At 55.9% G+C, this 24,218-nt stretch carries 24 protein-coding genes; 3 read left to right on the forward strand and 21 right to left on the reverse strand.

The window, feature by feature from the left end; translation table 11 throughout:
• The first annotated feature begins 4 nt into the window (after window positions 1-4).
• Together AC2FNR_RS12140 and AC2FNR_RS12145 are read left to right on the forward strand one after the other, a co-directional pair.
• A complete protein-coding gene (locus tag AC2FNR_RS12140; RefSeq protein ID WP_209197053.1) occupies window positions 5-457 on the forward strand; it encodes an iron-sulfur cluster assembly scaffold protein in 453 nt (150 codons plus the stop codon).
• A gap of 58 nt (window positions 458-515) precedes the next feature.
• Window positions 516-1,154 carry a MarC family protein gene (locus AC2FNR_RS12145; RefSeq protein WP_170751151.1) on the forward strand — a complete coding sequence of 213 codons (639 nt, stop codon included), beginning with the start codon at window positions 516-518 and terminating at the stop codon, window positions 1,152-1,154.
• Window positions 1,155-1,338: 184 nt separating this feature from the next.
• On the opposite strand, the gene AC2FNR_RS12150 is transcribed toward AC2FNR_RS12145, so the two are convergent.
• The 5 genes from AC2FNR_RS12150 to sciP form a co-directional block, all read right to left on the reverse strand.
• Window positions 1,339-1,461 (reverse strand): hypothetical protein, encoded by a 123-nt coding sequence (locus AC2FNR_RS12150; RefSeq protein WP_280635687.1) that lies wholly within the window; start codon window positions 1,459-1,461, stop codon window positions 1,339-1,341.
• Between the two features lie 101 nt (window positions 1,462-1,562).
• On the reverse strand, window positions 1,563-3,653 hold the full coding sequence (gene recG / locus AC2FNR_RS12155; protein ID WP_496849209.1) for an ATP-dependent DNA helicase RecG: 2,091 nt from the start codon (window positions 3,651-3,653) through the stop codon (window positions 1,563-1,565).
• Window positions 3,650-5,776: an NAD-dependent DNA ligase LigA gene (gene ligA, locus AC2FNR_RS12160; RefSeq protein WP_496849210.1), complete on the reverse strand. Its 2,127-nt coding sequence runs from the start codon at window positions 5,774-5,776 to the stop codon at window positions 3,650-3,652. Before ligA ends, recG begins: the two co-directional genes overlap by 4 nt.
• Before the next feature lie 124 nt (window positions 5,777-5,900).
• Window positions 5,901-6,617: a response regulator transcription factor CtrA gene (gene ctrA / locus AC2FNR_RS12165; RefSeq protein WP_170354134.1), complete on the reverse strand. Its 717-nt coding sequence runs from the start codon at window positions 6,615-6,617 to the stop codon at window positions 5,901-5,903.
• 82 nt (window positions 6,618-6,699) lie between these two features.
• Window positions 6,700-6,993 (reverse strand): CtrA inhibitor SciP, encoded by a 294-nt coding sequence (gene sciP / locus AC2FNR_RS12170; protein ID WP_496849211.1) that lies wholly within the window; start codon window positions 6,991-6,993, stop codon window positions 6,700-6,702.
• Between the two features lie 128 nt (window positions 6,994-7,121).
• On the opposite strand from sciP, the gene mnmA reads away from it, so the two are divergent.
• Window positions 7,122-8,267 (forward strand): tRNA 2-thiouridine(34) synthase MnmA, encoded by a 1,146-nt coding sequence (gene mnmA / locus AC2FNR_RS12175; protein WP_170751143.1) that lies wholly within the window; start codon window positions 7,122-7,124, stop codon window positions 8,265-8,267.
• Window positions 8,268-8,270: 3 nt separating this feature from the next.
• On the opposite strand, the gene AC2FNR_RS12180 is transcribed toward mnmA, so the two are convergent.
• The 16 genes from AC2FNR_RS12180 to AC2FNR_RS12255 all read right to left on the reverse strand — a co-directional run bounded on the left by AC2FNR_RS12180 (window position 8,271) and on the right by AC2FNR_RS12255 (window position 24,167).
• Window positions 8,271-8,846 (reverse strand): hypothetical protein, encoded by a 576-nt coding sequence (locus tag AC2FNR_RS12180; RefSeq protein WP_170354131.1) that lies wholly within the window; start codon window positions 8,844-8,846, stop codon window positions 8,271-8,273.
• A gap of 4 nt (window positions 8,847-8,850) precedes the next feature.
• Window positions 8,851-10,005, reverse strand: coding sequence for a lipid-A-disaccharide synthase (gene lpxB, locus AC2FNR_RS12185; RefSeq protein WP_496849212.1), 1,155 nt, complete (start codon window positions 10,003-10,005; stop codon window positions 8,851-8,853).
• Window positions 10,005-10,799 (reverse strand): LpxI family protein, encoded by a 795-nt coding sequence (locus AC2FNR_RS12190; protein WP_496849213.1) that lies wholly within the window; start codon window positions 10,797-10,799, stop codon window positions 10,005-10,007. The genes lpxB and AC2FNR_RS12190 overlap by 1 nt, the downstream gene beginning before the upstream one ends.
• A gap of 4 nt (window positions 10,800-10,803) precedes the next feature.
• The gene (gene lpxA, locus AC2FNR_RS12195) at window positions 10,804-11,589 is read right to left on the reverse strand and encodes an acyl-ACP--UDP-N-acetylglucosamine O-acyltransferase (RefSeq protein ID WP_209197038.1); all 786 of its coding nucleotides are present in this window, start codon (window positions 11,587-11,589) and stop codon (window positions 10,804-10,806) included.
• Entirely contained in the window at window positions 11,586-12,059 is a 474-nt protein-coding gene (fabZ, locus tag AC2FNR_RS12200; protein WP_170354127.1) for a 3-hydroxyacyl-ACP dehydratase FabZ, read from the reverse strand. The genes lpxA and fabZ overlap by 4 nt, the downstream gene beginning before the upstream one ends.
• A 72-nt stretch (window positions 12,060-12,131) precedes the next feature.
• Complete coding sequence (locus AC2FNR_RS12205; RefSeq protein ID WP_269149602.1) at window positions 12,132-12,662, reverse strand: OmpH family outer membrane protein; 531 nt, start codon at window positions 12,660-12,662, stop codon at window positions 12,132-12,134.
• Window positions 12,663-12,723: 61 nt separating this feature from the next.
• A complete protein-coding gene (gene bamA, locus AC2FNR_RS12210) occupies window positions 12,724-15,084 on the reverse strand; it encodes an outer membrane protein assembly factor BamA (RefSeq protein WP_496849214.1) in 2,361 nt (786 codons plus the stop codon).
• Window positions 15,085-15,460: 376 nt separating this feature from the next.
• Window positions 15,461-16,813, reverse strand: coding sequence for an RIP metalloprotease RseP (gene rseP, locus AC2FNR_RS12215; protein ID WP_170751130.1), 1,353 nt, complete (start codon window positions 16,811-16,813; stop codon window positions 15,461-15,463).
• 4 nt (window positions 16,814-16,817) lie between these two features.
• Window positions 16,818-17,990 (reverse strand): 1-deoxy-D-xylulose-5-phosphate reductoisomerase, encoded by a 1,173-nt coding sequence (gene dxr / locus AC2FNR_RS12220; protein WP_496849215.1) that lies wholly within the window; start codon window positions 17,988-17,990, stop codon window positions 16,818-16,820.
• Window positions 17,990-18,772 carry a phosphatidate cytidylyltransferase gene (locus AC2FNR_RS12225; protein ID WP_496849216.1) on the reverse strand — a complete coding sequence of 261 codons (783 nt, stop codon included), beginning with the start codon at window positions 18,770-18,772 and terminating at the stop codon, window positions 17,990-17,992. Before AC2FNR_RS12225 ends, dxr begins: the two co-directional genes overlap by 1 nt.
• Window positions 18,769-19,500 (reverse strand): undecaprenyl pyrophosphate synthase, encoded by a 732-nt coding sequence (gene uppS / locus AC2FNR_RS12230; protein WP_170354121.1) that lies wholly within the window; start codon window positions 19,498-19,500, stop codon window positions 18,769-18,771. The genes AC2FNR_RS12225 and uppS overlap by 4 nt, the downstream gene beginning before the upstream one ends.
• Before the next feature lie 7 nt (window positions 19,501-19,507).
• Entirely contained in the window at window positions 19,508-20,071 is a 564-nt protein-coding gene (frr, locus tag AC2FNR_RS12235; RefSeq protein ID WP_170354120.1) for a ribosome recycling factor, read from the reverse strand.
• A gap of 186 nt (window positions 20,072-20,257) precedes the next feature.
• Window positions 20,258-21,253: an acryloyl-CoA reductase gene (gene acuI, locus AC2FNR_RS12240; RefSeq protein ID WP_496849217.1), complete on the reverse strand. Its 996-nt coding sequence runs from the start codon at window positions 21,251-21,253 to the stop codon at window positions 20,258-20,260.
• 100 nt (window positions 21,254-21,353) lie between these two features.
• Window positions 21,354-22,457, reverse strand: a complete 1,104-nt coding sequence (locus AC2FNR_RS12245) for a dimethylsulfoniopropionate demethylase (RefSeq protein WP_496849218.1) — start codon at window positions 22,455-22,457, stop codon at window positions 21,354-21,356.
• 209 nt (window positions 22,458-22,666) lie between these two features.
• Window positions 22,667-23,371, reverse strand: coding sequence for a DUF1326 domain-containing protein (locus AC2FNR_RS12250; RefSeq protein ID WP_170354117.1), 705 nt, complete (start codon window positions 23,369-23,371; stop codon window positions 22,667-22,669).
• 4 nt (window positions 23,372-23,375) lie between these two features.
• Window positions 23,376-24,167 (reverse strand): DUF2182 domain-containing protein, encoded by a 792-nt coding sequence (locus AC2FNR_RS12255; RefSeq protein WP_496849219.1) that lies wholly within the window; start codon window positions 24,165-24,167, stop codon window positions 23,376-23,378.
• Window positions 24,168-24,218: the final 51 nt, after the last annotated feature.

The following is a 24,218-nucleotide window of genomic DNA, read 5'->3' on the forward strand; positions in this document are numbered from 1 at the left end:
AGCCATGTCCGGCGAAAATGACCTGATCAAGCTCTACTCCGGCCGCATTCTTGCTTTGGCTTCCGATATTCCGCATCTGGATCGGTTGGAAAACCCGGATGCCACAGTGAAAAAACGGTCGCCTTTGTGCGGGTCAACGGTAACGGTTGACGTCAAGCTAGAGAATGGGCGCGTCTCCGAATTCGGGCAGGATGTTAAAGCATGTGCTTTGGGCCAAGCCTCGGCCGCTGTCGTCGGAGCTGGCGTTATCGGAGCCACACGGGCGCAGGTCGAAACTGCGCGCGATCAGTTGTCGGCAATGTTGAAGCAAAACGGCCCTGCCCCAGACGCGCCATTTGATGGCCTTGAGGTTCTGATGCCCGCGCGAGACTATAAGAACCGACATGCCTCGATCTTACTGGCGCTGGATGCCACCGCCGAGGCAATGGAACAGGCCGAACAAGCCAATTGCGCCTAAGCGTAGCGTTTTCTTGTGATCCGGTCTAACTTCCTGTGAAATCAGCGGGGCGACCGATTTGAATAATCTGCTCGAACACTTTGTGACGCTTTGGGTCGTTATTGATCCCATCGGTACTATTCCCGTCTTCATCGCAGTCACCGCCGGGCTCGAGGCCGCGGCTCGGCGCAAAATGGCGCTGCTGGCGTCAGTTATCAGTGCCGGTGTTCTGCTGTTCTTTCTTGTCTTTGGCCAGTTGTTGATCGAGGCGCTGGATATCGGCCTTAATTCCTTCCAAGTGGCTGGAGGGATCATCCTGTTTCTATTCGCACTCACAATGATATTCGGCGAAAGTAAGCAGGACGTTGAACAGAAAGCGGCCGAGGACGACGAGCAGGACAAGTTACATCAGCACAATCCCGCGATATTTCCTCTGGCAGTTCCATCTTTGGCCTCGCCTGGCGCGATGTTGGCTATTGTCATTCTAACCGACAATAACCGCTACAGTGCCGCGGATCAGGGCATCACTGCGCTAGTTATGCTTTCAGTTGTCGCGGTTGCGTTTGTGCTGATGTTGTTAGCCGAGCCTATAATTCGCCTGATCGGACATTCCGGAGCAGCGATAATCAGCCGCGTAATGGGCATGATACTTGCTTCGGTCGCGGTGAATTCCGTCCTGTCGGCGATGTTGGAAATCATGAAAACCGGTCAGCTATGAAAAAGCCGCCGCACCTTCCGGGCGGAAAGGGCGGCGGCAGGCTGTGCGTGTCTCATGTGGGGTCCGGAGGTCCGCGCAGGGCCGAGGCATGGCCCTTCAAGGGAATTGGGACAGGCAGGTCACCCTTGATTCAGATGGGGATGACAGCGCGGGATATTCGGCACGAGATCGCAGGCAGAAAGGGTCAGAACACTGCAGGAAGGTGAAGAGCGACCATCAACATGACCACCAAAGACACCGCACCCACCGCATCTTGCAGTAAAGTTGTGTGCGAGCGGCTTATCGCGGTCTTGATCTGGGTCAGCATGGGTCACCTCCGGTCAGGGTTTTAATCCTTTGTTGACCTTTTGTTCTCATATTTCCCCGAGTCGGTAAAGAACTTTTTGAGAACATTTGCGAACTTTATTGTTAACCTACTGAAATTAAACGGATCGCTTCATCCTGCTTCATTAACCACAATAGAACGCGAACGGCTTTGCCCCGTTTAGTCGTAAGTTTTGGATCCTTACCCAGTAAATTCCGGGCATCGCTTTGGGCGATCGCCATCAACCCGGCTTGCCGCTCAAGATCGGCAATTCTGAACTTGGGTAGACCAGACTGCGCCGTGCCGATCAGATCACCGGCGCCGCGCATTTGCAGATCGGTCTCGGAAATTCGAAACCCATCTTCTGTCTCGCGCAGTACCTCTAACCGCTTGCGTCCCCCATCGCTCAGCGGCGCTTGGTACATCAACAAGCAAGTCGAATCCGCCTCTCCTCGCCCGACTCGACCCCGCAACTGATGTAGCTGGGCGAGTCCAAAAATTTCCGCGCGCTCGATTACCATGATGGAGGCGTTCGGGACATTCACCCCGACTTCGATAACAGTCGTCGCCACAAGAACTTTGGTGTGACCCTCTTGAAAGGCTTTCATCGCGGCGTCTTTTTCGGCAGCGGGCATCTGGCCATGTACCAGACCGACCACGCCTTCACCCAATATGGCGCGCATCCGCTTGAACCTTTCTTCAGCCGCAGTCAGGTCTGAGACCTCGGATTCGTCTACCAATGGACAAACCCAATAGCATTGACGACCTTCGTCGATGGCACGGCGCAGATGGCTGACAACTTCCTCCATTCGATCGGTGCTGACGATGGCGGTTTTGATGGGTTTTCGGCCCGGTGGTTTTTCGTCAAGAACCGAAACGTCCATGTCGCCATATTGCGCCAAAGCAAGGCTGCGAGGGATCGGGGTGGCCGTCATGACCAATACATCCGCGCCCTGCCCTTTTTCAGACAGTTCCATTCGCTGACGCACCCCAAACCTGTGCTGTTCATCCACAATCGCCAACCGCAGCGCGTTGAACTCTACATCACTTTGGAACACCGCATGTGTACCAACAAGGATATGAATGTTCCCCTGTTGCAGCGCCGCCAACTTGGCGCGCCGCTCAGTCCCTTTGTCGCGTCCGGTCAGGATTTCAAGCACGATACCAGCCTGTTCGGCCAGCGGGCGCAAGCCTTCCAGATGCTGTCGCGCCAAGATTTCAGTCGGTGCCATCATGACACCCTGACCACCGGCTTCGACGGCAACCAACAACGCCATGAACGCCACCAGTGTCTTCCCGGCCCCGACATCGCCTTGCAACAGTCTGTTCATACGCGCATCAGAGGCCATATCGGCAGTGATTTCGTCGATCGCCCGCATCTGCGCACCAGTCGGAGTGTATGGCAGGTTTTGCAGAACCTTGGATTGTAATCGCCCTGTGCCGATGCTCACAATACCGCGGGCCTTGCGTTCGCGTTGCCGTGCCAGTGCCAGTGTTACCTGATGCGCAAACAGTTCATCATAAGCCAGCCTTTGCCGCGCGGGAGCATGCGCGGACACATCGTCGGCCCCGTTTGGTCCATGCGCAGCTGTTATTGCATCGATCCAACTTGGCCACTCCTGCTGTCCCACCTGAGCCGGGTCGATCCACTCGTCCAAAGCGGGAGCGCGGGACAAAGCACTACGGGTCGCCTTGAACGCGACTTTTTGCGTCACGCCTTGCGTCAAATGATACACCGGTTCGAATTCGGGGATGTCACCAGCGCTTTCGATGGGCAGGATATGGTCCGGATGGACCATCTGAGCCATTCCGTCAAACAACTCCAACTTACCCGAAATGATCCTGCGCGCGCCCTCTGGCAGCACCTTCTTGAGGTAATCGCCACGTGCATGGAAAAAGACCAACTGGAATTCCGTTTGCGCATCCTCGACATGGATGCGGTAAGCACCGCCCTTGTTGCGCGATGGGCGGTGCACACCAACGGTTACCTCAACCGTCAGTGTAGTTGGCAGATCGACACCCTGAATCGTGTTCCTTCTACGCCGGTCGACAACCGCATAAGGCAGCCCGAATAGAACATCGCGCGGAGTTTCGACACCAGATTGCGTGAGATTTTGCGCAATTTTGGGGCCGACGCCGTCTAAGGTTTCCAAACGGGCAAATAAGGGAAACAGAAGTTCAGGACGACCACTCATGCCGAACCAATCAGTTGCAACCAGCCATCTTCATCAAGGGTCTGAATGCCAAGTTCGGCAGCTTTCTTTGCCTTCGATCCGGCTCCTAGTCCCGCCACAAGAATATCGGTCTTTTTACTGACAGACCCAGATACTTTGGCGCCCAATGCCTCTGCCCGGGCCTTGGCCTCGGCTCGGGTCATTTTTTCCAACGTCCCTGTGAAAACGACAGTTTTCCCGGCGACGGGGCTGCCACTTGTATCGGGGCGTTTTGCATCCTCAACGTCCAGCTGGGCAACGAGTGAATCAATCGTTTCACGTTCTGCCACTTGCGCGAAAGCCGAGACCAGAGCCCTGGCCATGACCTCACCCACGCCATCAATGGCCAACAGGTCTTCCCACTCAGGCCCGTCAAAGCTGCTGGCTGCCGTGATTGCAACTTCGAACTCATCCCAAGCGCCATAATGGTTCGCCACAAGGTTCGAGGCGGCCTCTCCCATATGTCGGATGCCGAGTGCAAATAGCAGGCGACCAAACGGAATGCGCCGCTTTTCATCAATTGCGTCCCACAGGTTACCGACGCTTTGTGCGCCCCAACCCTTTCTGTTTGCCAGCTTGTTAAGGTTCGCAGAATCCCGCAGTTGCAATGTAAAGATATCGACCGGAGTTTTGATCGGCAGATCCGGGTCATCATAGAACATTTCTATTTGCTTGGCGCCCAACCCCTCGATATCGAACGCCTTGCGAGATACAAAATGTTTCAATTTTTCAACGGCCTGCGCGGGACAAACGATTCCACCTGTGCAGCGCCGGACGGCATCCCCTTCCTCACGCACTGCATCACTGTCGCACTCGGGGCATCGTGTCGGGAAGATGAATTTTTTCGCGCTGGCTGGTCGTTTAGCTATATCAACGTCAGCCACTTTGGGAATGACGTCCCCAGCGCGATAGACCTGAACCCAATCTCCGACGCGAATATCCTTGCCGTCGCGAATTGTCCCGCCTTTGGCATCACGCCCAGCGATATAGTCTTCATTGTGCAAGGTCGCATTGGACACGACCACGCCGCCCACGGTGACCGGATGCAGCCGGGCAACGGGGCTAAGCGCTCCTGTGCGTCCAACCTGAATATCGATAGCCTCTAACCGGGTCCAAGCAAGTTCCGCCGGAAACTTATGCGCAATTGCCCATCTTGGTGTGGTGGATCTGAACCCAAGACGCGCTTGCAGCGAGAGGTCGTTTACCTTGTATACAACTCCGTCAATGTCGTAGCCTAAAGTCGATCTCTGAGCCTCGATATCGCGATAGTGGTCCAGCATCTGCCGGGTTGTGTCGCATAACGCGGTCAATCGGTTTGTTGAAAAACCGTAAGCGGCCAGTTGCTCAATCGCCGCCATCTGCGTCGTCGCCAAAGGTTGAGACAGATCGCCCCACGCATAAGCAAAAAACCGCAACGGTCGTGCGCGCGTGATCGATGCATCCAACTGCCTGAGAGACCCGGCGGCCGCGTTGCGAGGATTGGCAAAAGTCTTGTCCCCCGCCTCGGCCTGCCGCACATTCAGAGCGTCAAAATCAGCGTGCGACATGTAAACTTCGCCGCGTACCTCCAGTATCTCTGGTGCATTTTTCAGAACATGCGGAATGTCTGCAATAGTACGCGCATTGGCCGTAACATTTTCGCCAACCTCGCCGTCGCCACGCGTCGCCGCCTGAACCAATTCCCCATTCTCGTAGCGCAGTGATAATGACAACCCGTCGATCTTCGGTTCGGCAGTAAATGCCACGGGTACAGCATCGTCGAGTCCGAGATATTTCCGAATCGAGCGTGTAAAATCAGCGACATCCCCGTCTTCGAAGGCATTTCCAAGGGACATCATGCGAACCGCATGTGTCACCTTTGAGAATCCATCAGCCGGGCGCGCACCGACTTGCTCTGACGGGCTGTCGGAACGTTTTAGATGTGGGAACCTCTGCTCAATGGCAGAGTTTTTTGCTTTGAGCGCGTCGTATTCCGCATCGGAAATATCCGGTGCATCTTCTGCATGATATTTTTGGTTTGCCTGTGCAATCAGCTCTGCCAACCGCGCAAGCTCTGCCTGCGCCTGACCTTCTGTCAGCTCTGAAACCGGAATTGAATTGCTCATGGCCTCGCCCCGTCACGTCTTCTTGGACCTCAGTGATAGGGCGAGGCCATGGTCAGGTCCAGATGTGCTGTTCAGTGAGTGAGCAGGCCGCCACGGACCAAAGCGGCTGTTGTTTTGGAAAAAGTCAGGCCCCGACGGCAAGTCGGCGGTCATCCATACTGTTGCTTTGCGGATCGCGAAGCACATAACCCCTGCCCCAGACGGTTTCGATGTAATTTTCTCCGCCGGTTGCATTGCTCAGCTTTTTGCGGAGTTTGCAGATGAAGACGTCAATAATCTTAAGTTCCGGCTCGTCCATTCCGCCGTACAGATGGTTCAGGAACATCTCCTTGGTTAACGTCGTGCCTTTACGAAGGCTCAGAAGCTCCAGCATTTGGTACTCTTTGCCTGTCAGGTGAACGGTTTGCCCCTCGACCTCTACCGTTTTCGCATCCAGGTTAACGGCGACACGTCCTGTATGGATAACGGATTGCGAATGCCCTTTTGAGCGCCGGATGATCGCGTGGATACGGGCCACCAGTTCTTCCCGATGGAATGGCTTGGTCATATAGTCGTCAGCACCAAATCCGAAGCCTTTGATTTTGCTTTCGGTATCGTCGGCACCCGAGAGGATTAGAATAGGCGTTTCCACCCGCGCAATGCGCAACTGCCGCAAGACTTCATGGCCATTCATGTCCGGTAGGTTCAGGTCCAGTAAAATCAGATCATAATCGTAAAGCTTGGCCAGATCGATCCCCTCTTCGCCCAGATCCGTCGCATAGACATTCAGGTTCGCGTGGGTCAGCATCAACTCGATGCTCTTCGATGTTGTGGGATCATCCTCGACAAGAAGTATACGCATTTACTGCTCCAATTCGGTTCAATTTACCAATTCAAATCAAACCTGCTCAAAAATGGTTAATCTGACGTTAACGTTGAATCATTTATTCACTTTCATCTTTAGGTTGTAGATTTTTTTTTAATGCGGTCGCCTTCAAAGCTTCTGTTCCGTGTTCTGCGACCGCGGAAACCCACGAATTGAATTCTTCATCACTAAGCCCATAGCGTTTTTTGGCATCGGCCAAGGTGATCAACCCATAAAGGACGCCACGTACAACAATCACCTTTCGCGACGCCACCCAACGTGTGGTGGTTTCCGGAGGTAGGTCCGATCTGGATAAAACCGTTCCATCCGGCAGGGTTACGGAGCGTGGCCCTTCAACTTTGTGCAAATACATCTTTCCAACCTTTTCTGCTGCGACAAAGCTGACACCACCCTACTTAATGTGCGGTGAAACCGCCCCTTGAGAGTGTGTAGAATTTTCCTATATTCTGCCGGTCTTTCTTAACCCGCACTGGAATCGTCATGGCCCTCGATACCGAGACCCCGCTGAACTCGCTTGGCTTTGCCAAACCGCCCTCGGAAACGCGGGTGGTTGTCGCTATGTCAGGTGGCGTGGACAGTTCCGTTGTGGCAGCGCATCTGGCCGATCAGGGCTATGACGTGGTCGGCGTCACCTTGCAGCTCTATGACCATGGCGCGGCCTTGGCCAAGAAAGGCGCCTGCTGTGCGGGTATCGACATCCACGATGCGCGGCGTGTGGCGGAAGAACGTGGCTTTCCCCACTACGTCCTGGACTATGAGAACATCTTCAAGGACGCGGTGATTGACGAATTCGCCGACAGTTATTTGGCCGGTGCCACCCCGGTGCCCTGCATCCGTTGCAATGAGCGGGTGAAGTTTAAGGACCTGCTGGAAACCGCCAAGGACCTTGAAGCCGACTGCATGGCCACCGGTCACTATATTCAGCGCAAGATGGGCCCCAACGGTCCCGAGTTGCACAGCGCCGAGGATGCGAACCGCGATCAGTCCTATTTCCTGTTCTCGACCACACCCGAACAGTTGTCGTTTCTTCGCTTTCCCTTGGGACACTTGCCGTCCAAGGACGCCACACGTGAAATGGCTGCGCAATATGGGCTGGCAGTAGCGGATAAGCCCGACAGTCAGGACATCTGCTTTGTGCCCAACGGCAATTACGCAAGCGTCATCGAAAAGCTGCGCCCGGGTGCGGCTGAACCCGGCGAGATTGTTCATGCCGATGGCCGCGTGTTGGCGCAGCATGACGGTGTGATCCATTATACGATCGGGCAGCGCCGCGGTCTGGGTATTGGTGGTCTGACTGAGCCGCTTTATGTGGTCAAGCTGGACGTGGATAAAAAGCAGGTCGTCGTTGGTCCAAAAGAAATGCTGGCCACCCGCACCATCCCCGTGCGCGAGATCAACTGGCTGGGGGATGAGCCCTTTACCTCGCGCGACGAATGGCACCTAAAGGTCAAAGTCCGCTCAACCCGTCCCCCGCGCGAAGCGATCCTCCGCCCGCTTTCGGACACGACGGCCGAGGTCGAGTTGCTGACCCCCGAAGAAGGTGTCTCGCCGGGGCAAGCCTGTGTGTTTTATGCGTCTGAAGGAAGCCGTATTTTCGGCGGCGGTTGGATCTGGCGTGGGTACTGATTGCTAAAGCACGTCGGTTGGCGTGTTAAGCAAAATATAGAGACCGACCAAGATCATGACATAGGGTGTGATCCTCTCTAGCCGTGCGAAACGTGGCGCAAGGCTTTGAGCATGCGGCGCCCCTATCACGGCGATTGCGGAAACCCCCAAAATGGCGACAACCGCTCCGATCAAGGCAGCAAGTCGAAACGTCGTGGTTGAATCGGCAAGTAACGGGGTCATTGCAGCCAATGTGTCGATGGACAGGCTGAGGAACAGGGCAATAATCGACGAGACGTGGCTGTAATCCTGCGTCTCAGTCGAGCCGTGTAGGGTGAATTGCCGCCAGAGACCGCGCAGGCCCAAAACCAAGGGAATGACGCCCAGATAGCCGATCCACGACAGTATGCCAGTTTGGCTCAGCCCGCTGGCAATGGCGAGCGACACGATCAGAATACCGAGTTGGGCGATGATAAAGCCCATCGCAGCGCGACGGGCGCTGACCACCACGATCAGACCAAGTAATACCGCCAGATTGTCCAGATTGGTCGACACTGTGACCAAAGCCGCGGAAATTGCGAATAGCAGATGCTCTAGCATCGGTTCAGCGCATTCTTTCTAAGACGGCACGGGCAGCGCGCAGGCCGGGTGCCTCGCCGCCTCGCCCAAGCCGGTCCATGGTCAAATCCATCGCATGTTTTTGCGCCTCCGGCGCATTGGCCACGCCTGACAATGCCGACGCAATTTTCTCTGGCTGACACTCGTCCAGCAGGCACTCAGGCACCGTGCGGGTTTCAGACACCAAGTTGACCAGCGTAACCGTGTCAAGTTTCACCATCCGTTCGGCCATTTTCTGCGTCAACCAACTGAGCCGGTAGGCGATAACCATAGGCGTCGCCTGTGCTGCCAGTTCCAACGATACGGTGCCCGACGCGGCCAATGCCAGATCGGCAGCGGCGAAAGCAGCCCGTTTCTGAGAGACCGCCTTGTCCGAAGGTATGTCACGCGGGTCGACAACGACCGGGTTGCCGGGCCAGTTCTGGATATGGGTTTGGACAGTATCAACCATATGCGCCACAGCCGGCACCACGACGCGCGTATCTGGGCGGTCCTGCAAGTACAGGGCCAAAGCCTGACCAAAGACCGGAGCCAGCCGGTCAACCTCACCGCGCCTGGAGCCGGGTAAAGCAAGCACCAGCGGCGAATTTGCTAAATCATAGGCGTTGCGAAACGCCGCGATCTCGTCGTTGGTTGCAACAGGTTCGCTGGCGACAGGGTGCCCGACGAAATCGCACTCCATACCCGCGCGCTTCATATAGGGCGGCTCGAACGGTAACAGCGCCAACACGTGGTCGATCACCTTGGCCATCTTGTCCGCGCGCCCCGGACGCCACGCCCAAACACTGGGGGCCACATAGTGAACCGTGCGGATGTTGCTTTGCGCTTTTACCAACTTGGCGACCCGTAGCGAAAAGTCTGGGCTGTCGATGGTGATCAGAACATCGGGTTTTGTATCCAGAACCGCCTGCGCAGTCTCGGCAATACGGCGTTTCAGATGGAAGAATTTGGGCAGCACTTCGACCAGCCCCATCACCGACAGTTCCGACATTGGAAAACGGCTGTCCAAACCCTGCGCTTGCATCAAAGGGCCGCCAACCCCGTCAAACTGTACCTTAGGTTCAAGGGTGCGCAGCCCCTCCATCAAAGCGCCGCCCAAGCGATCGCCCGAGGGTTCACCGGCGACCACGAAAACACGCATCAGATGGTCCGCTCGCGCACGTAAAGGAACAGACCCAACCGGTCACATTCGGCAATGACCTGTTGGCGTCGCAGCACCATCACCCCACCCTTTTCGATGACAATCCCCGCTAAACCGGCGGCGACCGCGTCCGAAACAGTATCCGGCCCTATCGCGGGCAAATCCGCACGACGGTCTTGATCGGGTTTTGGGGCCTTGAACAGAACACCCCCGCCTGCATCCGGTCGTTGCGTCAGAGATTGCAGCATCCAGGCTGTGCCGAAAATCCCCTCAACTGCGAGCGCCTGTCCCTTCGAGACAACGCAGGCTTGCCCAATATCCGCAGCGCCCATGGCCCGCACAATGCCTGCTGCGCGATCGGCATCGGTTAGGTCCGCCTCTGATGGCCGGGCCTCGGTCAGTGACCCAAGTTCAGGCAGCAGATTGGGGGCTATTTCATGTGCGGCGCGGGCCTTGAGGCCCGCCTCCTCGAAGATCCCTATCACGGCGCGCAACGCTCCATCATCGCCAGACATGATGGCCTGCTGCAAAATGGGCACCAAAGGCATGGTTGCAGCATCGATACGGCTGGGATCAATCGCTGGTCGTTGGACCGCGCCAGCCATACAGATTTGCGTTACGCCACGCGCTTTCAAATCTGCAATGAAAGTCCCCAACTGCTCGAGTGGAAAGGTGACATCGGTATCCAGAACATCTGGTGGAAACCCTTCCATCGCACAGATGACAGGACGTTCAGTCAGTTGGGCAACCACCTCGGCGGGCAAAGCCCCTGTTCCCGCGATCAATGCCAGCATCGGTTCATTTCCTCGGGGTCAGGAAGGAACGATCTGATTGCCCGGTTACGAAATCCACGATCCGCTGGACATATTCACTCTCATTTTCGGCACCGACGCGATGCGCGCGCTCCATGAACGTCCCGTCTCCGGTCGACAGCTCTTTGAACGCGGCACGCAGAGCCGAGATATCCTCGCGCGAGACGCCTTTTCGTTTCAGGCCGACCAAATTGAGCCCGTCCAGTTCGCCCCGCGGTGCCTGAACCAAACCGTAGGGAATGACGTCATTTGGCACCATGGTCAGGGCACCAATAATGGCCCCTCGCCCGACCCGCACCCATTGATGCAAGCCCGAGATACCGCCCACGATCACGTCATCCTCGATGATGCAATGTCCGGCGGCTCCTGCGTGGTTCACCATGATGACCCGATTGCCAATCTGCACGTCATGCGCAACATGCACACCGGCCATCAACAGGCAGTCATCGCCGATCCGGGTTACGCCGCCACCGCCCTCGGTTCCCGTGTTCACGGTCACATGTTCACGGATCCGGTTACGTTTCCCAATTTCCAGCCGCGTGTTCTCGCCGCCGAACTTCAGGTCCTGCGGGATCTCTCCAATGACCGAGAAATTGAACACAACGGTCTCATCACCGATAGCTGTGTCGCCTGTGACAACAACATGCGATTTCAATTCAACGCGCTCGCCCAGCTTGGCTTGCGCACCGACATAGCAGAACGGACCGATGATACAGCCTTCACCAATCTGCGCGCCGTCTTCGATAATTGCGCTTGGATGGATGCCGTTCATGTCGTCTTTTCCATGTCCCAGTCTACATAGGCCGAGAATTCAGCTTCGGCGGCCACTTCGCCATCTACAGTCGCGCGACCTGCAAACTTAAAGATCTTCCCGCCCTTTTTGCCCCGCACGGTTTCAACATGCATTTCCAGCACATCGCCTGGAACCACTTTGCGGCGGAATTTGCATTTGTCGATGTTCATGAAGTAGATCAACAGCTCGCTGTCGATCACATCCATACCCACCCCCAGCATTACACCTGCAGTCTGTGCCATCGCTTCAACAATGGTAACGCCGGGCATGATCGGAGTGCCGGGAAAGTGACCCTGAAAATGGGGTTCGTTCATTGTGACATTCTTGATCCCAACAGCAGACTGATAGCCGGAAATATCAACGACCTTGTCAACCAGCAAAAACGGATAGCGATGCGGCAAGATCCGTTGGATCAGCTGTATGTCTGCGCTCTTGGTTTCCGTCGTCATCGTATCGTCGTCCCGTACTGGATTGCTGTTTGACGCGTGGTTAGCAACACCGCGCCTCGGGGGCAAGCAAACCTATTCGTCAGTTTGGCTTTCTAGCGCTTGACCGTCTCCGATCGCGGCGTTTATCCGCGCGATGGCTGTCTCGGTCACATCCGTACGGTCCGAGCTGAGAAAAACGCTCGACCGTTCGATGATGACCGTGGCCCCGGTCTCGCGCAACAGGTCGATCAGGACTGGTTGGATCGTCTCAAAGAACAATTGCTGCGCTTCTTCACTTCTGCGAGACAAAGCGTCCAGCTTGGCGCGTTGTCCATCGCGGTGTGTCTGAACCTTGTTGTCGAACGCCTCGGCCAAAGGACGGAACTCTTCTGGAGTCACTTGCGTGCGCAGTTCCGTCAGATCCTTTTCCTCTTTACTAAGTTCGACGACGATCCGCTCATTCTCCTCTGCCAGCAAAGTTCCTTCGGCCTCGATCTCACGCAAAACGCGCTGACCGAATTCCGAGTCCGCAAACAATCGCTCGCTTGAAATAGTCAAAACCGTCGACGATGGAACCGAGAGTTGCTGCGCCTGTGTCGCAGAAACGAAAAATGCACTCAGCAAAACGCACAGGGCCCATAAAGGGCCCTGCAACTTAGACTGTATCAAGTATGACATCGCCTGATCAGAACCGCGCCTGAATGGTCAGGTCAAAGTTCTGCTCTTGGTCAAAGTCCTCTTTCACCAGTGCCTTCGAGAAGTTGAAGCGCAGCGGACCAAACGGGGTGTCCCAAAGAAGGGATACACCGATGACATGTCGGATCGACCCGTCCTCACCCACAATGTCAGCACCGGCTGTGTTCACGTCGTCAAGATTGTACAGGTTGCCCACGTCGTAGAATACACCACCCCGCAGACCTAGCTCTTCAGGTAGGCCAAGGGGAAAATCGGATTCAAACCGCGCGACCCAGTAATAGTTTCCACCGATCGCGTCGTCTTGACCATTGGACAGGTCACGCGGGCCAATACCCGACGGCTCGAAGCCACGGAACGTGCTTGGGCCCAAGACAAAGCGGTCAAGTGTTCGGCTGAAGTCATCTCCGGTCCAATGAAGCGCGCCCAGTTCAAGCGATGCCCGCAGCACCACTTCTTCACTCAGAACTCTGGTCTGCGCGATTGCACGTGCGGTGGTTTTGAAGAACTCATTGTCCCCGCCCAATCCCGCGGCATCGACACCAACTTCAAACAGCACGCCCGCGTTGGGGTTCAAGCCACCAAGTCGGCTGTCATACACATAAGACACGCCCAAAGAACTGGTCGAACGCTCACCCTGAGCAATCTCCGACGCAATGACAGCTCCGTTTATTTCATCGTCCTGCTGCGTCATTTCGCTGTTTTCCCAATTATAGCGAAGGCGCAGCGACGACAGTTCACCGATTGCATAGCTTAGCTGAGGGGCAAAGAAGAGACGCTCGGTGTCAAAGCTGGCAAAGCTGGAATTGGTTGTTGCCAGACCAAGCCCCAAGTCAAAACGCAGCCTACGCCCCAGCAAGTAGGGTTCGGTAAAGTTGACAACGTATTGTTCCGAGTCCTGAGCCGTTGAAAGGGTAAGGCCAAGGTTTTGACCCCGTCCCAGAAAGTTAGACTCGTTCAAGCCAACGGCGATACCAAAACCATCCGAGACCGAGAAGCTACCACCGAGGCTAAGCGACCCGGTAGGCTGTTCCTCCACATCAACGTCGACAATGACCTGACTTGGAGTAGACCCTTCGCGGGGTTCAACATCAGCCACAGCAAAGAACCCAAGGGCACGGATACGTTCAGCGGCCTGCCGGATTTCACGGGGATTGAACGGATCACCTTCAACTGTGTCAAACTGGCGGCGGATAACCCGATCCAGCGTGGTTGTATTCCCTTCGATATCGATCCGTTCAACAAAAATGCGCGGCCCGCGGGTGAGTACAAATTGCACATCCAGGGTCAGATCGCTTGGATTGCGTGTGACGCGCGGTTCGACCCGCAAGAAATCAACACCCTGCTTGATCCCTAGACGCTCTTGCCGGGCAATCGAGTTTTCGATCAGTGAGGGCGAATAGGTTACACCCGGCTTGATCTTCAAAGCAGCCTGATAGTCTGCGGCGTCAACGCCGGGAATTTCACTGACTGTCGAAATCTGTCCAAACGAGAATTTTTGTCCTTCGGTGATATTCATCACCAGAAAAAACGCGTCCCGTTCCTGAGTGAATTCGACATTTGTGCTGTTGACGCGAAAATCGACATAGCCCCGCGACAGATAGAAATCCCGAATGACCTGCTGATCAAACTCGATGCGGTCCGCGATGAAGGTGTCTCCGCGCAGGAAGGTACGCAGGAAGTTTGCCTGTTTTGTTTCCAACACACGGCGCAACCTGCGGTCGGTATATGCCCGGTTGCCTACAAAACTGACGCGCTCGATCTCAATGGTTGTACCTTCAGCCACCTCGAACACCAGATCGACCCGGTTATCACTGCGGCGGATAATGCGCGGGATCACCGTGGCAGATACACGCCCTTGGGCTGAATAGATCTGAGCAATCAGGTCCGCATCTGCTTCGGCGACCTGCGGCGTAAACACCCGACGCGGCTCAGACGATATGGCTTCGATCAAAACGTCATCTTTGACGCGACGGTTCCCCTCGATGCTGATCTGATTAATGGTCGGATATTCCTCGACCTCAATCACCAGAGTATTGCCGCGCGGAGTCAGCTCGACTGTTTCAAAAACACCACTGTCAAGCAAACGCTGAAAGGCATCGTTCAGTTCTCCAGCAGTGACAGTCTGTCCGGGTTCGATTCCTGTCCTGGTGATAATCGTCGAGGTTTCGATGCGCCTGTTGCCCTCGACCTCGAACGAATTGATGGTAAAGCTTTGAGCGTGCGCGGACTGCGGTGCAGCCATCAAACCCAACAAAACACAAAAAGAAATTACGGATAGCGCTCGCCACAAAATGTTGTCTGCTTGCGTCTGCCCCCCGCAGGATGTGCCTGCGCCTCGCCTATCAGTCATATTTTTCTCTACCCAAAAATTTAGGACTTTAATGCTGAGTAGCGGGATTAATATTCCTTGTCAAAAGGCCAAAAAGCAAAGCGGCCCGATGGGCCGCTATGATACTAATTCTGACGGTGGTTAAGAATCACAACAACGTGTCGCAGACCGCGCAAAGATTGGCTGCGAGAAGGAGATACCAGCATGCCAGCAACGCCAATGCAGTCGCTCCAAAGAACAAAATCGAATCCCAGTTCAGCGTGAACAGACAGCTGAAGCTTCTGTACGAATCTTTCAATACACGTGTCATGGCTACCTCTGCGGCATTCAAACTCGTCAGAAAGTTAGTCGCAAAATGAGGCAGGAATGGGGCTTTCGCAGGTCGGTTGCGCCTTATTTAGCAGAACAGATCATTGGTGACGGAAAAGACCATCAAGCCAAGGATCAAGGAAACGCCCACCCCCATCAGTACTCGCAAAGCACCGTCACTGGGCGGCTTGCCCGCCACGGCTTCGTATGCATAGAAAACCAGATGTCCGCCGTCCAAAGCAGGGATTGGAAACAGATTCAGCAGTCCAACGGCCGTGGACAAAACCGCAATGAAGAAGATGAAACTTTGCGCGCCCTGACTGGCCATCGCGCCAGATGTTTCGGCAATTCCGATAGGACCTGACATATTACAGGTGCTGATTGCGCCCGTAATCATGTGCCACAGTCCCGACAACGACCCGTCAATGATACGCAGTGTTTGCTGTACTCCGCCGCTAAGGGAGGTCATGAGTCCAGCCGGCTCGCGTTCGGGTTCCAACATCATGCCGCCGACAATTCCGATACGCCAATGAGTCACGAACCCGCCTTCTTCCTGCGGTTCGTCCGTTCTGCGCGGCGCCAAAGCAAATTCCAATTCGGCCCCGTCGCGCCACACATCCAGCAAGAGAACCTTGCCGTCGGACCGCTCCACGTGTTCTTTAAGTTGCTCAAAGGCATAGATGGGGTCGCCGTCGACTGCGTAGATGACGTCTCCGGCTTGTAGGTCGATATCCATGGCAGCACTGCGCGGTGCAACTTGCTGGATAAGGGGCGGATACAACCAAGGACCGACAACATCCAGCGTCTGATCATCCCGAAGGACTGTGTAATCCAGAACAGGTTTGACCGGCAATGTATCCGTAAAGTCCGTCCACGATTCACCCTCATCAAACGCAGGCAGTGGCTGACCTTCGATGGCCAAAATCTCATCGCCTTCACGCAGTTCCTGAACAGTGCCAGGAAGCGGGTAGAGCTTTCCGATGGTCAATGGGCTTTTGGTAACACCTTGTGACAGGAATATTAGCCCGAACACCAATATCGACATAACGAAATTGAACACCGGTCCGGCCGCAACGGTTGCTGATCGTGCCCAAAGCGGTGCGCCATGCATTGTGCGTCGAAGCTCTTCTGGGCTTTGTTCCCGGATTTCAGACATAGCAGTCTCGTCCTTGCCGGACGCCGCGTTGGCGTCCCCAAGGAATTTAACATAACCACCAAAGGGCAAAGCCGCGAATTGCCACCGGGTGCCGCGCTTGTCTACTCTGCTCCAAAGAACCGGACCAAAACCGATCGAGAAGACCTCGGCGTGTATTCCCGACCAGCGACCAACGATATAGTGGCCATATTCATGAACAGCGACAATCGCCGACAGAGCGATCACAAACGCACCGATGGTGTACAGCAAATTACCAAACTGAGGGATCAGCGAAAATACGTCCAAAATTCTATCCTGCTCTTTGGGTCACGGCTTCATCTACCCACTTACGTGCCAAATGGTCCGTTTGCTGTATGTTATCAAGTGTCATAGGGGCATCAATAAGGCCATTTTCGGCGTCAAACCGGTCCAGCACTGCAGCGACCATGTCTGCCATGGCCAGAAAACCGATATGACGCGCGATAAAGTGATCAAGCGCCCGCTCCTTCGCGGCGTTGAACACAGCACCCGCGAGGCCACCGCGCTCCATCACCTGTCGCGCCAATGACAGCGCGGGATACCGCGTTTCGTCCGGTTCAATAAATCTAAGCTGACCAAGTTTAGCGAGGTTCAGGCGATCCACCGGAAGGTGACGTCGGTCCGGCCAATGTAACGCATATCCGATGGCATGGCGCATGTCGGGCGCGCCCATATGCGCCATAACGGCCCCGTCATCGAAACCCACCAACGCGTGGACGATAGATTCCGGGTGCACAACTACTTCTATCTGATCAGGCGAGACGCCAAAAAATTCTTTGGTTTCTATCACCTCCAACGCCTTGTTGAACATTGAGGCGCTGTCGATCGTGATCCGTTGACCCATGTTCCAGTTGGGATGGCTTGATGCCTGTTCGACCGTGGCACCTGCAAGATCTGCGATCGGCCAATCCCGAAATGCACCACCGCTTGCTGTAATGACAATACGCTCGACCGTCGCCATGTCCTCGCCGACAAGAGCTTGAAAAACGGCTGAGTGCTCGCTGTCGACCGGCAACAAACGCGCGTTGTGGTTCTGGGCCGTCTGCATCACCAAAGACCCGGCACACACCAGAGTTTCTTTGTTCGCCAAAGCCAACGTAGCGCCTTGTTTCAGCGCCTCTAAACCCGGCTGCAAGCCTGCCGCCCCGACAATCGCCGACATCACCCAATCCGATTTTCGCGCAGCGGCTTCGATCAGAGCGGTCGCGCCTGCGGCGACTTCTACACCGCTTCCGTCCAGCGCGGCCCGCAAGTCGTCCAGTTTGTCTTCATGGGCGGTCACCGCAATATCGGCATTCAGTCGGCGCGCATCCTGCGCGAGACGCTCGATATTCGCGCCTCCGGTCATCGCCACGATATCGTAGGCTTCGGGGTTGCGGTTGATCAGATCAATTGTGTTCTGACCGATAGAACCGGTCGCCCCGAAAATGGAAATCTTGCGCATTACATGGCTCCTGGCGCGTAGAGCATCCCAGCAATCAAAACAAACAGCGCAGCGCCCATCATACCGTCAAAACGGTCCAGAAACCCTCCGTGACCCGGAATAAGGTTCGAGCTGTCCTTGACGCCAAATTTCCGCTTTGTGGCACTTTCGATGATGTCTCCGGCCTGACTGGCCATCGAAGCCAACACCGAGACAACCACAAACAAAAAGCCGAACCCGGCATAGCTGGCAAAGATAACGCCGACAACCGCTGCTGCAACCCAGCCTCCGGCCGTGCCGGACCACGTCTTCTTTGGGCTAACTTTGGGCCAGAACTTGGGGCCACCTACAGCTTTGCCAACGAAGTACCCAGCCACATCCGTGGCAACGACAACGGCGATCAGCCAGATCATCCAACCAAAGCCCATATTCTCGCGGATCGAGATGAACCCAAGACCTGCTGCTGCAATCCAGAAAGCGAACAGCGCATAGGTTCCCTTGGATCGACTAACCTGCCCTGCCCCAACCAAGGCCGGCGCGGCCAAAAACGGCAATGTGTATAAGGGTGGTAAGTGATAGCTGAGAACGACCGCTGCGCCTGTCAGGACGCCAAGCTGTACCGCAACACCGGGTTTGCCGGGGTCAACCATACGGACCAGTTCCCACGTCATGAGACCACAGGCTACCGCGATGAAGGCTTCGAACCAAAGCCCGCCCAGCCAAACTTCGACAGCGCCTATGGCGACCAAAACAGCCGCCGACAGCACACGCGCGGTTAAATCAGACCATCGGCCTTCGCTCATGCTGGGATCGCTCCGAACCGGCGATCGCGTGCGCCATAACTGCGGCACAGCCGTTCCAGTTCTTCGGCCGTAAAATCCGGCCACAGAGTGTCAATGAACTCGTATTCGGAATAGGCCGACTGCCAGAGAAGAAAGTTAGAAATCCGAGCTTCTCCGCTGGTGCGGATGACAAGATCCGGATCAGGAAGAACGTGCGTATCCAAATACTTGGGTAGCGTCTCTTCATCCACGTCTTCAGGCTTCAGGCGCCCTTCGGCCACATCCAATGCCAGGCGTTTCGTTGCGCGCGCAACTTCATCCCGCCCACCGTAATTCAAAGCGATGGTCAGGTGTACCAGGTCGTTGTCCTTCGTTGCCTCTTCGAGCGTGTCCATCAAGTCGACCAACTTCGAATCCAAACGCAAACGGTCACCGATAAAGCGAACCCGAATCCCGTTTTGGGCCAACGTTTTGGTTTCTTTGATGATATACCGCTTGAACAAGCTCATCAGGCCAGCAACTTCGGCCTGCGTCCGTTTCCAGTTTTCGGTCGAAAAGGCAAAGACAGTCAAATATTTGATCCCGAGACCCGGGCAAGCTTCGACCACATCCCTCACACGTCGTGCACCGGCCTGATGTCCGAAAAGTCGCGGCCTTCCCCGCGCCTGCGCCCAGCGTCCGTTGCCATCCATAATGATCGCAACGTGATGAGGGCCATCAATCGGCGCTGTATGAGGGGTATCGGGCATAATTCTTTCAGACCTGCATGATCTCGGCTTGCTTGGTTTCAAGCGCAGCGTCGACGGCCTTGATCATCTCATCCGTCAGGTCCTGAACTTCACTTTCCCAAAGCTTCTGGTCATCTTCCGACATCCCATCCGATTTGGCTTTCTTGATCTGATCCATCCCGTCACGGCGCACATTCCGAATAGAGACCCGTGCGTGCTCGGCGTATTGGCCGGCGACTTTACCCAACTCGCGGCGGCGTTCCTCGTTCAGTTCCGGAATAGGCAGCATGATGATCGTGCCGTTCAGTTGCGGATTGATCCCCAACCCGCTTTCGCGAATGGCTTTTTCAACTTTACCGACAAGGCCCTTGTCCCAAACGTTTACCGTAACCATCCGCGGTTCAGGAACGTTCACGGTCCCGACCTGATTGATCGGTGTCATCGAACCATAAGCATCGACCATAACAGGTTCCAACATTGATGCTGATGCGCGCCCGGTACGCAAAGACGCAAATTCGGTCCTGAGGTTCGCCATCGCGCCGTCCATGCGGCGTTTCAGATCATCGGTGTCCAGTTCGAAATCGTCAGACATTCTGCTCACTCCCCGTCTTCAGGTGCTGTTTGAAAGGCTCATAAGCCATCACAATCGGGATGTATAGCAATGATGCTCGGGAATTGTGCCAATGACCAGAGGTGTTTCCGGCTTTTTCTCGGTCATTAGATGGCAAGCGCCCCGGCCAGTCACGTGTCCGGCCGGGGCGCAGGATAAAGTTCCGGATCAGGCGTTTACGTCAACCACAACGCGGCCTTTGACCTGACCCTTGAGGATGTCAGCGCCCAATTGTGGCAGATCGCTCAGCGTCGCGGGGTGCACCATTGCCTCAAGCTTGTCCATCGGCAGGTCAGTTGCGACGCGTTGCCATGCACGAACACGGTTTTCGTAGGGCTGCATGACGCTGTCGATGCCCAGCAGGTTCACACCGCGCAGCAGGAACGGAATGACGGTTGCTGGAAGCCCGGCGCCCCCCGCCAAACCAACGGCCGAAACCGACGCACCGTATTTCATCTGCCCCAGAACGCGGGCCAGCATATCACCTCCAACGGCGTCAACACAGCCTGCCCAAGTCTCGCTTTCCAACGGGCGCTTGGTTGTCTCGTTCAAGTCATCACGGGGGACAATGGTCGTGGCCCCCAGAGATTTGAGATAGTCGCCCGCTTCAGCCCGGCCTGTAACTGCCGCGACCTCGTAACCCAGGTTCGCCAAGATCGCCGTCGCGACCGAGCCAACGCCGCCCGCAGCACCGGTTACCAGAACCGGCCCGTTGCCAGGTTTAAGGCCGTGATCTTCAAGCGCCATAACGGCAAGCATCGCGGTGAAACCGGCGGTTCCGACTGCCATTGCCTGACGCGTATCCAGCCCGTCCGGCAGCGGCACCAGCCAGTCCGCTTTTGCGTTAGCCTTTTGGGTATACCCACCCCAATGGGCCTCACCCACACGCCAGCCGGTCAGCACAACCTTGTCGCCGGGCTTATAGCGATCGTCCGAGGACGCCTCGACCGTACCGGCATAGTCAATGCCGGGCACATGCGGGTAATTGCGCACCAGACCGCCACCCTTGGGCGACATGCACAGTCCGTCTTTGTAGTTGACCGTCGAATATTCGACAGCCACCGTGACCTCACCCGAAGGCAGATCATCGGTTGAAAGTTGTTTGACCACGGGGCTGGCCAGTCCGCTCTCGTCGTCTTTTTCCATCACCAATGCATTAAACATCTGATTTCCTCTCGTTTCAGAAAAGCCAGGCCCAATTCTTCACCTGGCGAAAAATATCTCGGGGGAGCCGCGTAGCGGCGGGGGCAGAGCCCCGACCCCTTTAGATCCAGAACTTTTCCTGCACCTTGGCGCGGCGCATTCCGTCCGGCGTTTCCACTTCAACAACCGAACCCGCGTCCCAGTGGCTCAGCCGCAACATGCCAATGGCGACGTTTGTCTGAAAGTCGGGGGACCACGCCGCCGAGGTCACCTGACCTACGCGCTTACCACCGGCCATCACCGACCACGGTTGATCGCAAGCAGGAACCGCATCGCCATCAATCGCAATGGGGCGAATTTGCTGAACGGGGCCTTCTTTCGCGACGCGTAGGAGCGCATCCCGCCCGATACAACCGATCGCCGTGTGCGTGTTGCAGAACTTGCCCAAACCGCACTCATGTGGCGTGTTGTCGTCTGTCATATCGTTACCATAAGACAGCAGCCCACCTTCGATCCTCTCGATCAGGTTCGGGCATCCTGCGCGCACGTTCAGGTCTTCTCCGGCTGCAAACAGTGCGTTCCAGAGGGGCATCCCGATATCCGAGCCCTCGACATAGATTTCGAAGCCGCCCTGCTTGGAATAGCCCGACCGCGCGACCGCCAGATCGCGGCCTTCGAATTCGAACATGTCAAACTTGAAGAAACGGATATCGCGCACGCGATCACCGAAGACACGCGACATCAGTTCATCCGCTTTGGGCCCCTGCACTGCCAGTGGCGACACATCGGGTTCATCCACCAGCACATCCAGCCGATACCCGTTGGCAATCCCCTTGACCCAGAGCAGCAGATCGCTGTCCGCAATGGAAATCCACCAGCGGTCATCAGACAGTTTCACCGCCACAGGGTCATTCAGCATACCACCTGTCTCATCGACGATTGGCACGTAATAGCACTGCCCTGGCAGCATCCCCCGCAGATCACGCGGGGTCAGCATTTGCATAAGCCGCGCCGCATCTGGCCCGCGCAGTTCAACCTGACGTTCGCAGGACACGTCCCAAACCTGAACATGTTCCTTCAGGTGGCGGTAATCTGCCTGGACACTTTCGAAAACCGTGGGCAAGCGCATACGGTTGTAGATGGTGTATGCTTTGACACCAGCTGCCTCGACACCTTCCGAAAACGGGGTGCGACGCAACCGGCGCGAGAGCGAAACTTGCGGCATTCAGGCCTCCTGCAAGATGGGGACCGGATCGTTGACAGGCCGCGTTGATCCATTTTCGGTCAACATCTTCTGGACCTGCCCGCGATGGTGGGTCTTGGGGTTAAGAGTGTAAGAATTCCATTGCCACCACAGCAATGTAGTGAAACATTCAGGACCCATTGGCGCTTGGGGGGATCAGCCTTGACCGCCCCGCTGCGCCATCAGGATCATCACTTTGGGCCAGTCCAATCAATCGGGCAAATTTCAGCCGACTTACCTCCGAAATCCCATACGCGTCCGTAGTCGCGCACCTTGGATTTCGTACCCCGCGCAACGATGATGTCAGGTCCCATCCAGTACTTCGAATTTGATACCATAACAGGGTGGTCAGCGTCTTTCCCGGCCAGCATCTCGACCTCGCCCTGAATCTTTCGACCAATCGAAATGCGGCGTTTGTTTCCGTCGCGCTCGATCTGGACCGGCGCTTTTTCGGCGCCAATAATCTCGCTCACCAGCATGGTGAACAAACCCGTGGTTCCGCCAGCTTGACCGCTGAAGATCTGTAGTAGCCCGTTATAGGCCTTGCCGCTTGCTCTTTCGTCAACATACGCAGCAACTTTCCACTGACCTTCACCCATCCGTCCGGGAATATCGACCAAAAGCCCAACATTCAGCCCCGACAGATCTTCGCCCTCATAGTGCCCTTCGTCGATAATGATACCCATCCAAGCATGACAATGCCCTTCAGTCGGAGGGTGCGCGCCAAGCGACACAACACACGGACAAAACACATCGCAGGAACAATTCAGGATTAGCTCACCCTTGATCGCCCAGTTCGTTGGCGACATCTCACGCCGCTTGGGATTTGGCATACGACTGTCAATACGTTGACTGATCGGCAACCTATCAGCTTCGGGTTTTCTGTTTTTTGCCATTAGCTTATCCTCCGAAAATATAGGGATAGATCAACAGGATAATACCGCCCGTGATCAGTGCAAACCCCAGCGGACGCGTGATCGCGTGCCCGATTTGGGGAAGTTTTTCGAGTACCATGAAGAAGGTCGCAAGACCCATCCACAACAGGCTCATGACGCCGCCCACAAAACCAAGCGCCATAAAGCCCCAGCAACAGCCGACACAGAATGCGCCAAGACCCAGACCCATGCGCAAGCCGCCAGTAAAGCCGGTTTTCCAATGCCCAAGGAAATAGGTCATGGGGGCGTGACAGACGCCGTGACAGACCTCTTTCGCGCGGGTGAACTGAAAAGCTCCGACCGCAATCATCAAGCCGCCTGCCACAAGCCCGGATTTGGCAATGCCCAGCATGTCCACGACGCCGCCGAACAACAAAGCCAATTGCACCCCGGTGATCAGGGCGGCAAATCCGACCCAGACCACGAAATATCCGGTCAGGACACCCAACCACCCCGTGCGCGAGCCGTTTGCGCTGCGGATCAGATCGTCATAGCTGCGCAAGGTCGGGACCAAAGTTGGCAGCATCATCGCCGCCATCATGATTGCCCACATCCAGAACAAGGGGCCGAATTCGGCCATGGGCATATACATGTCCATTCGCGGGTCCATGGCAGCCATCGCCTGCCCCATCGGACCGGGGCGGCCGATAAAATCCAAATCCATATTGCGGCTCATGGTGAACATCATCCACCACGCCCACAGGATCAGAATGTAGAATCCCAGCCACAAGCCACTGCGAAGTACAGCGCGACTCATATGCTCCTCCCGACTCAGTTCTTGCTTTTCAAATGTCAGACTTTTAAATGT

The sequence above is a fragment of the Ruegeria sp. SATB045 genome (assembly GCF_059613525.1).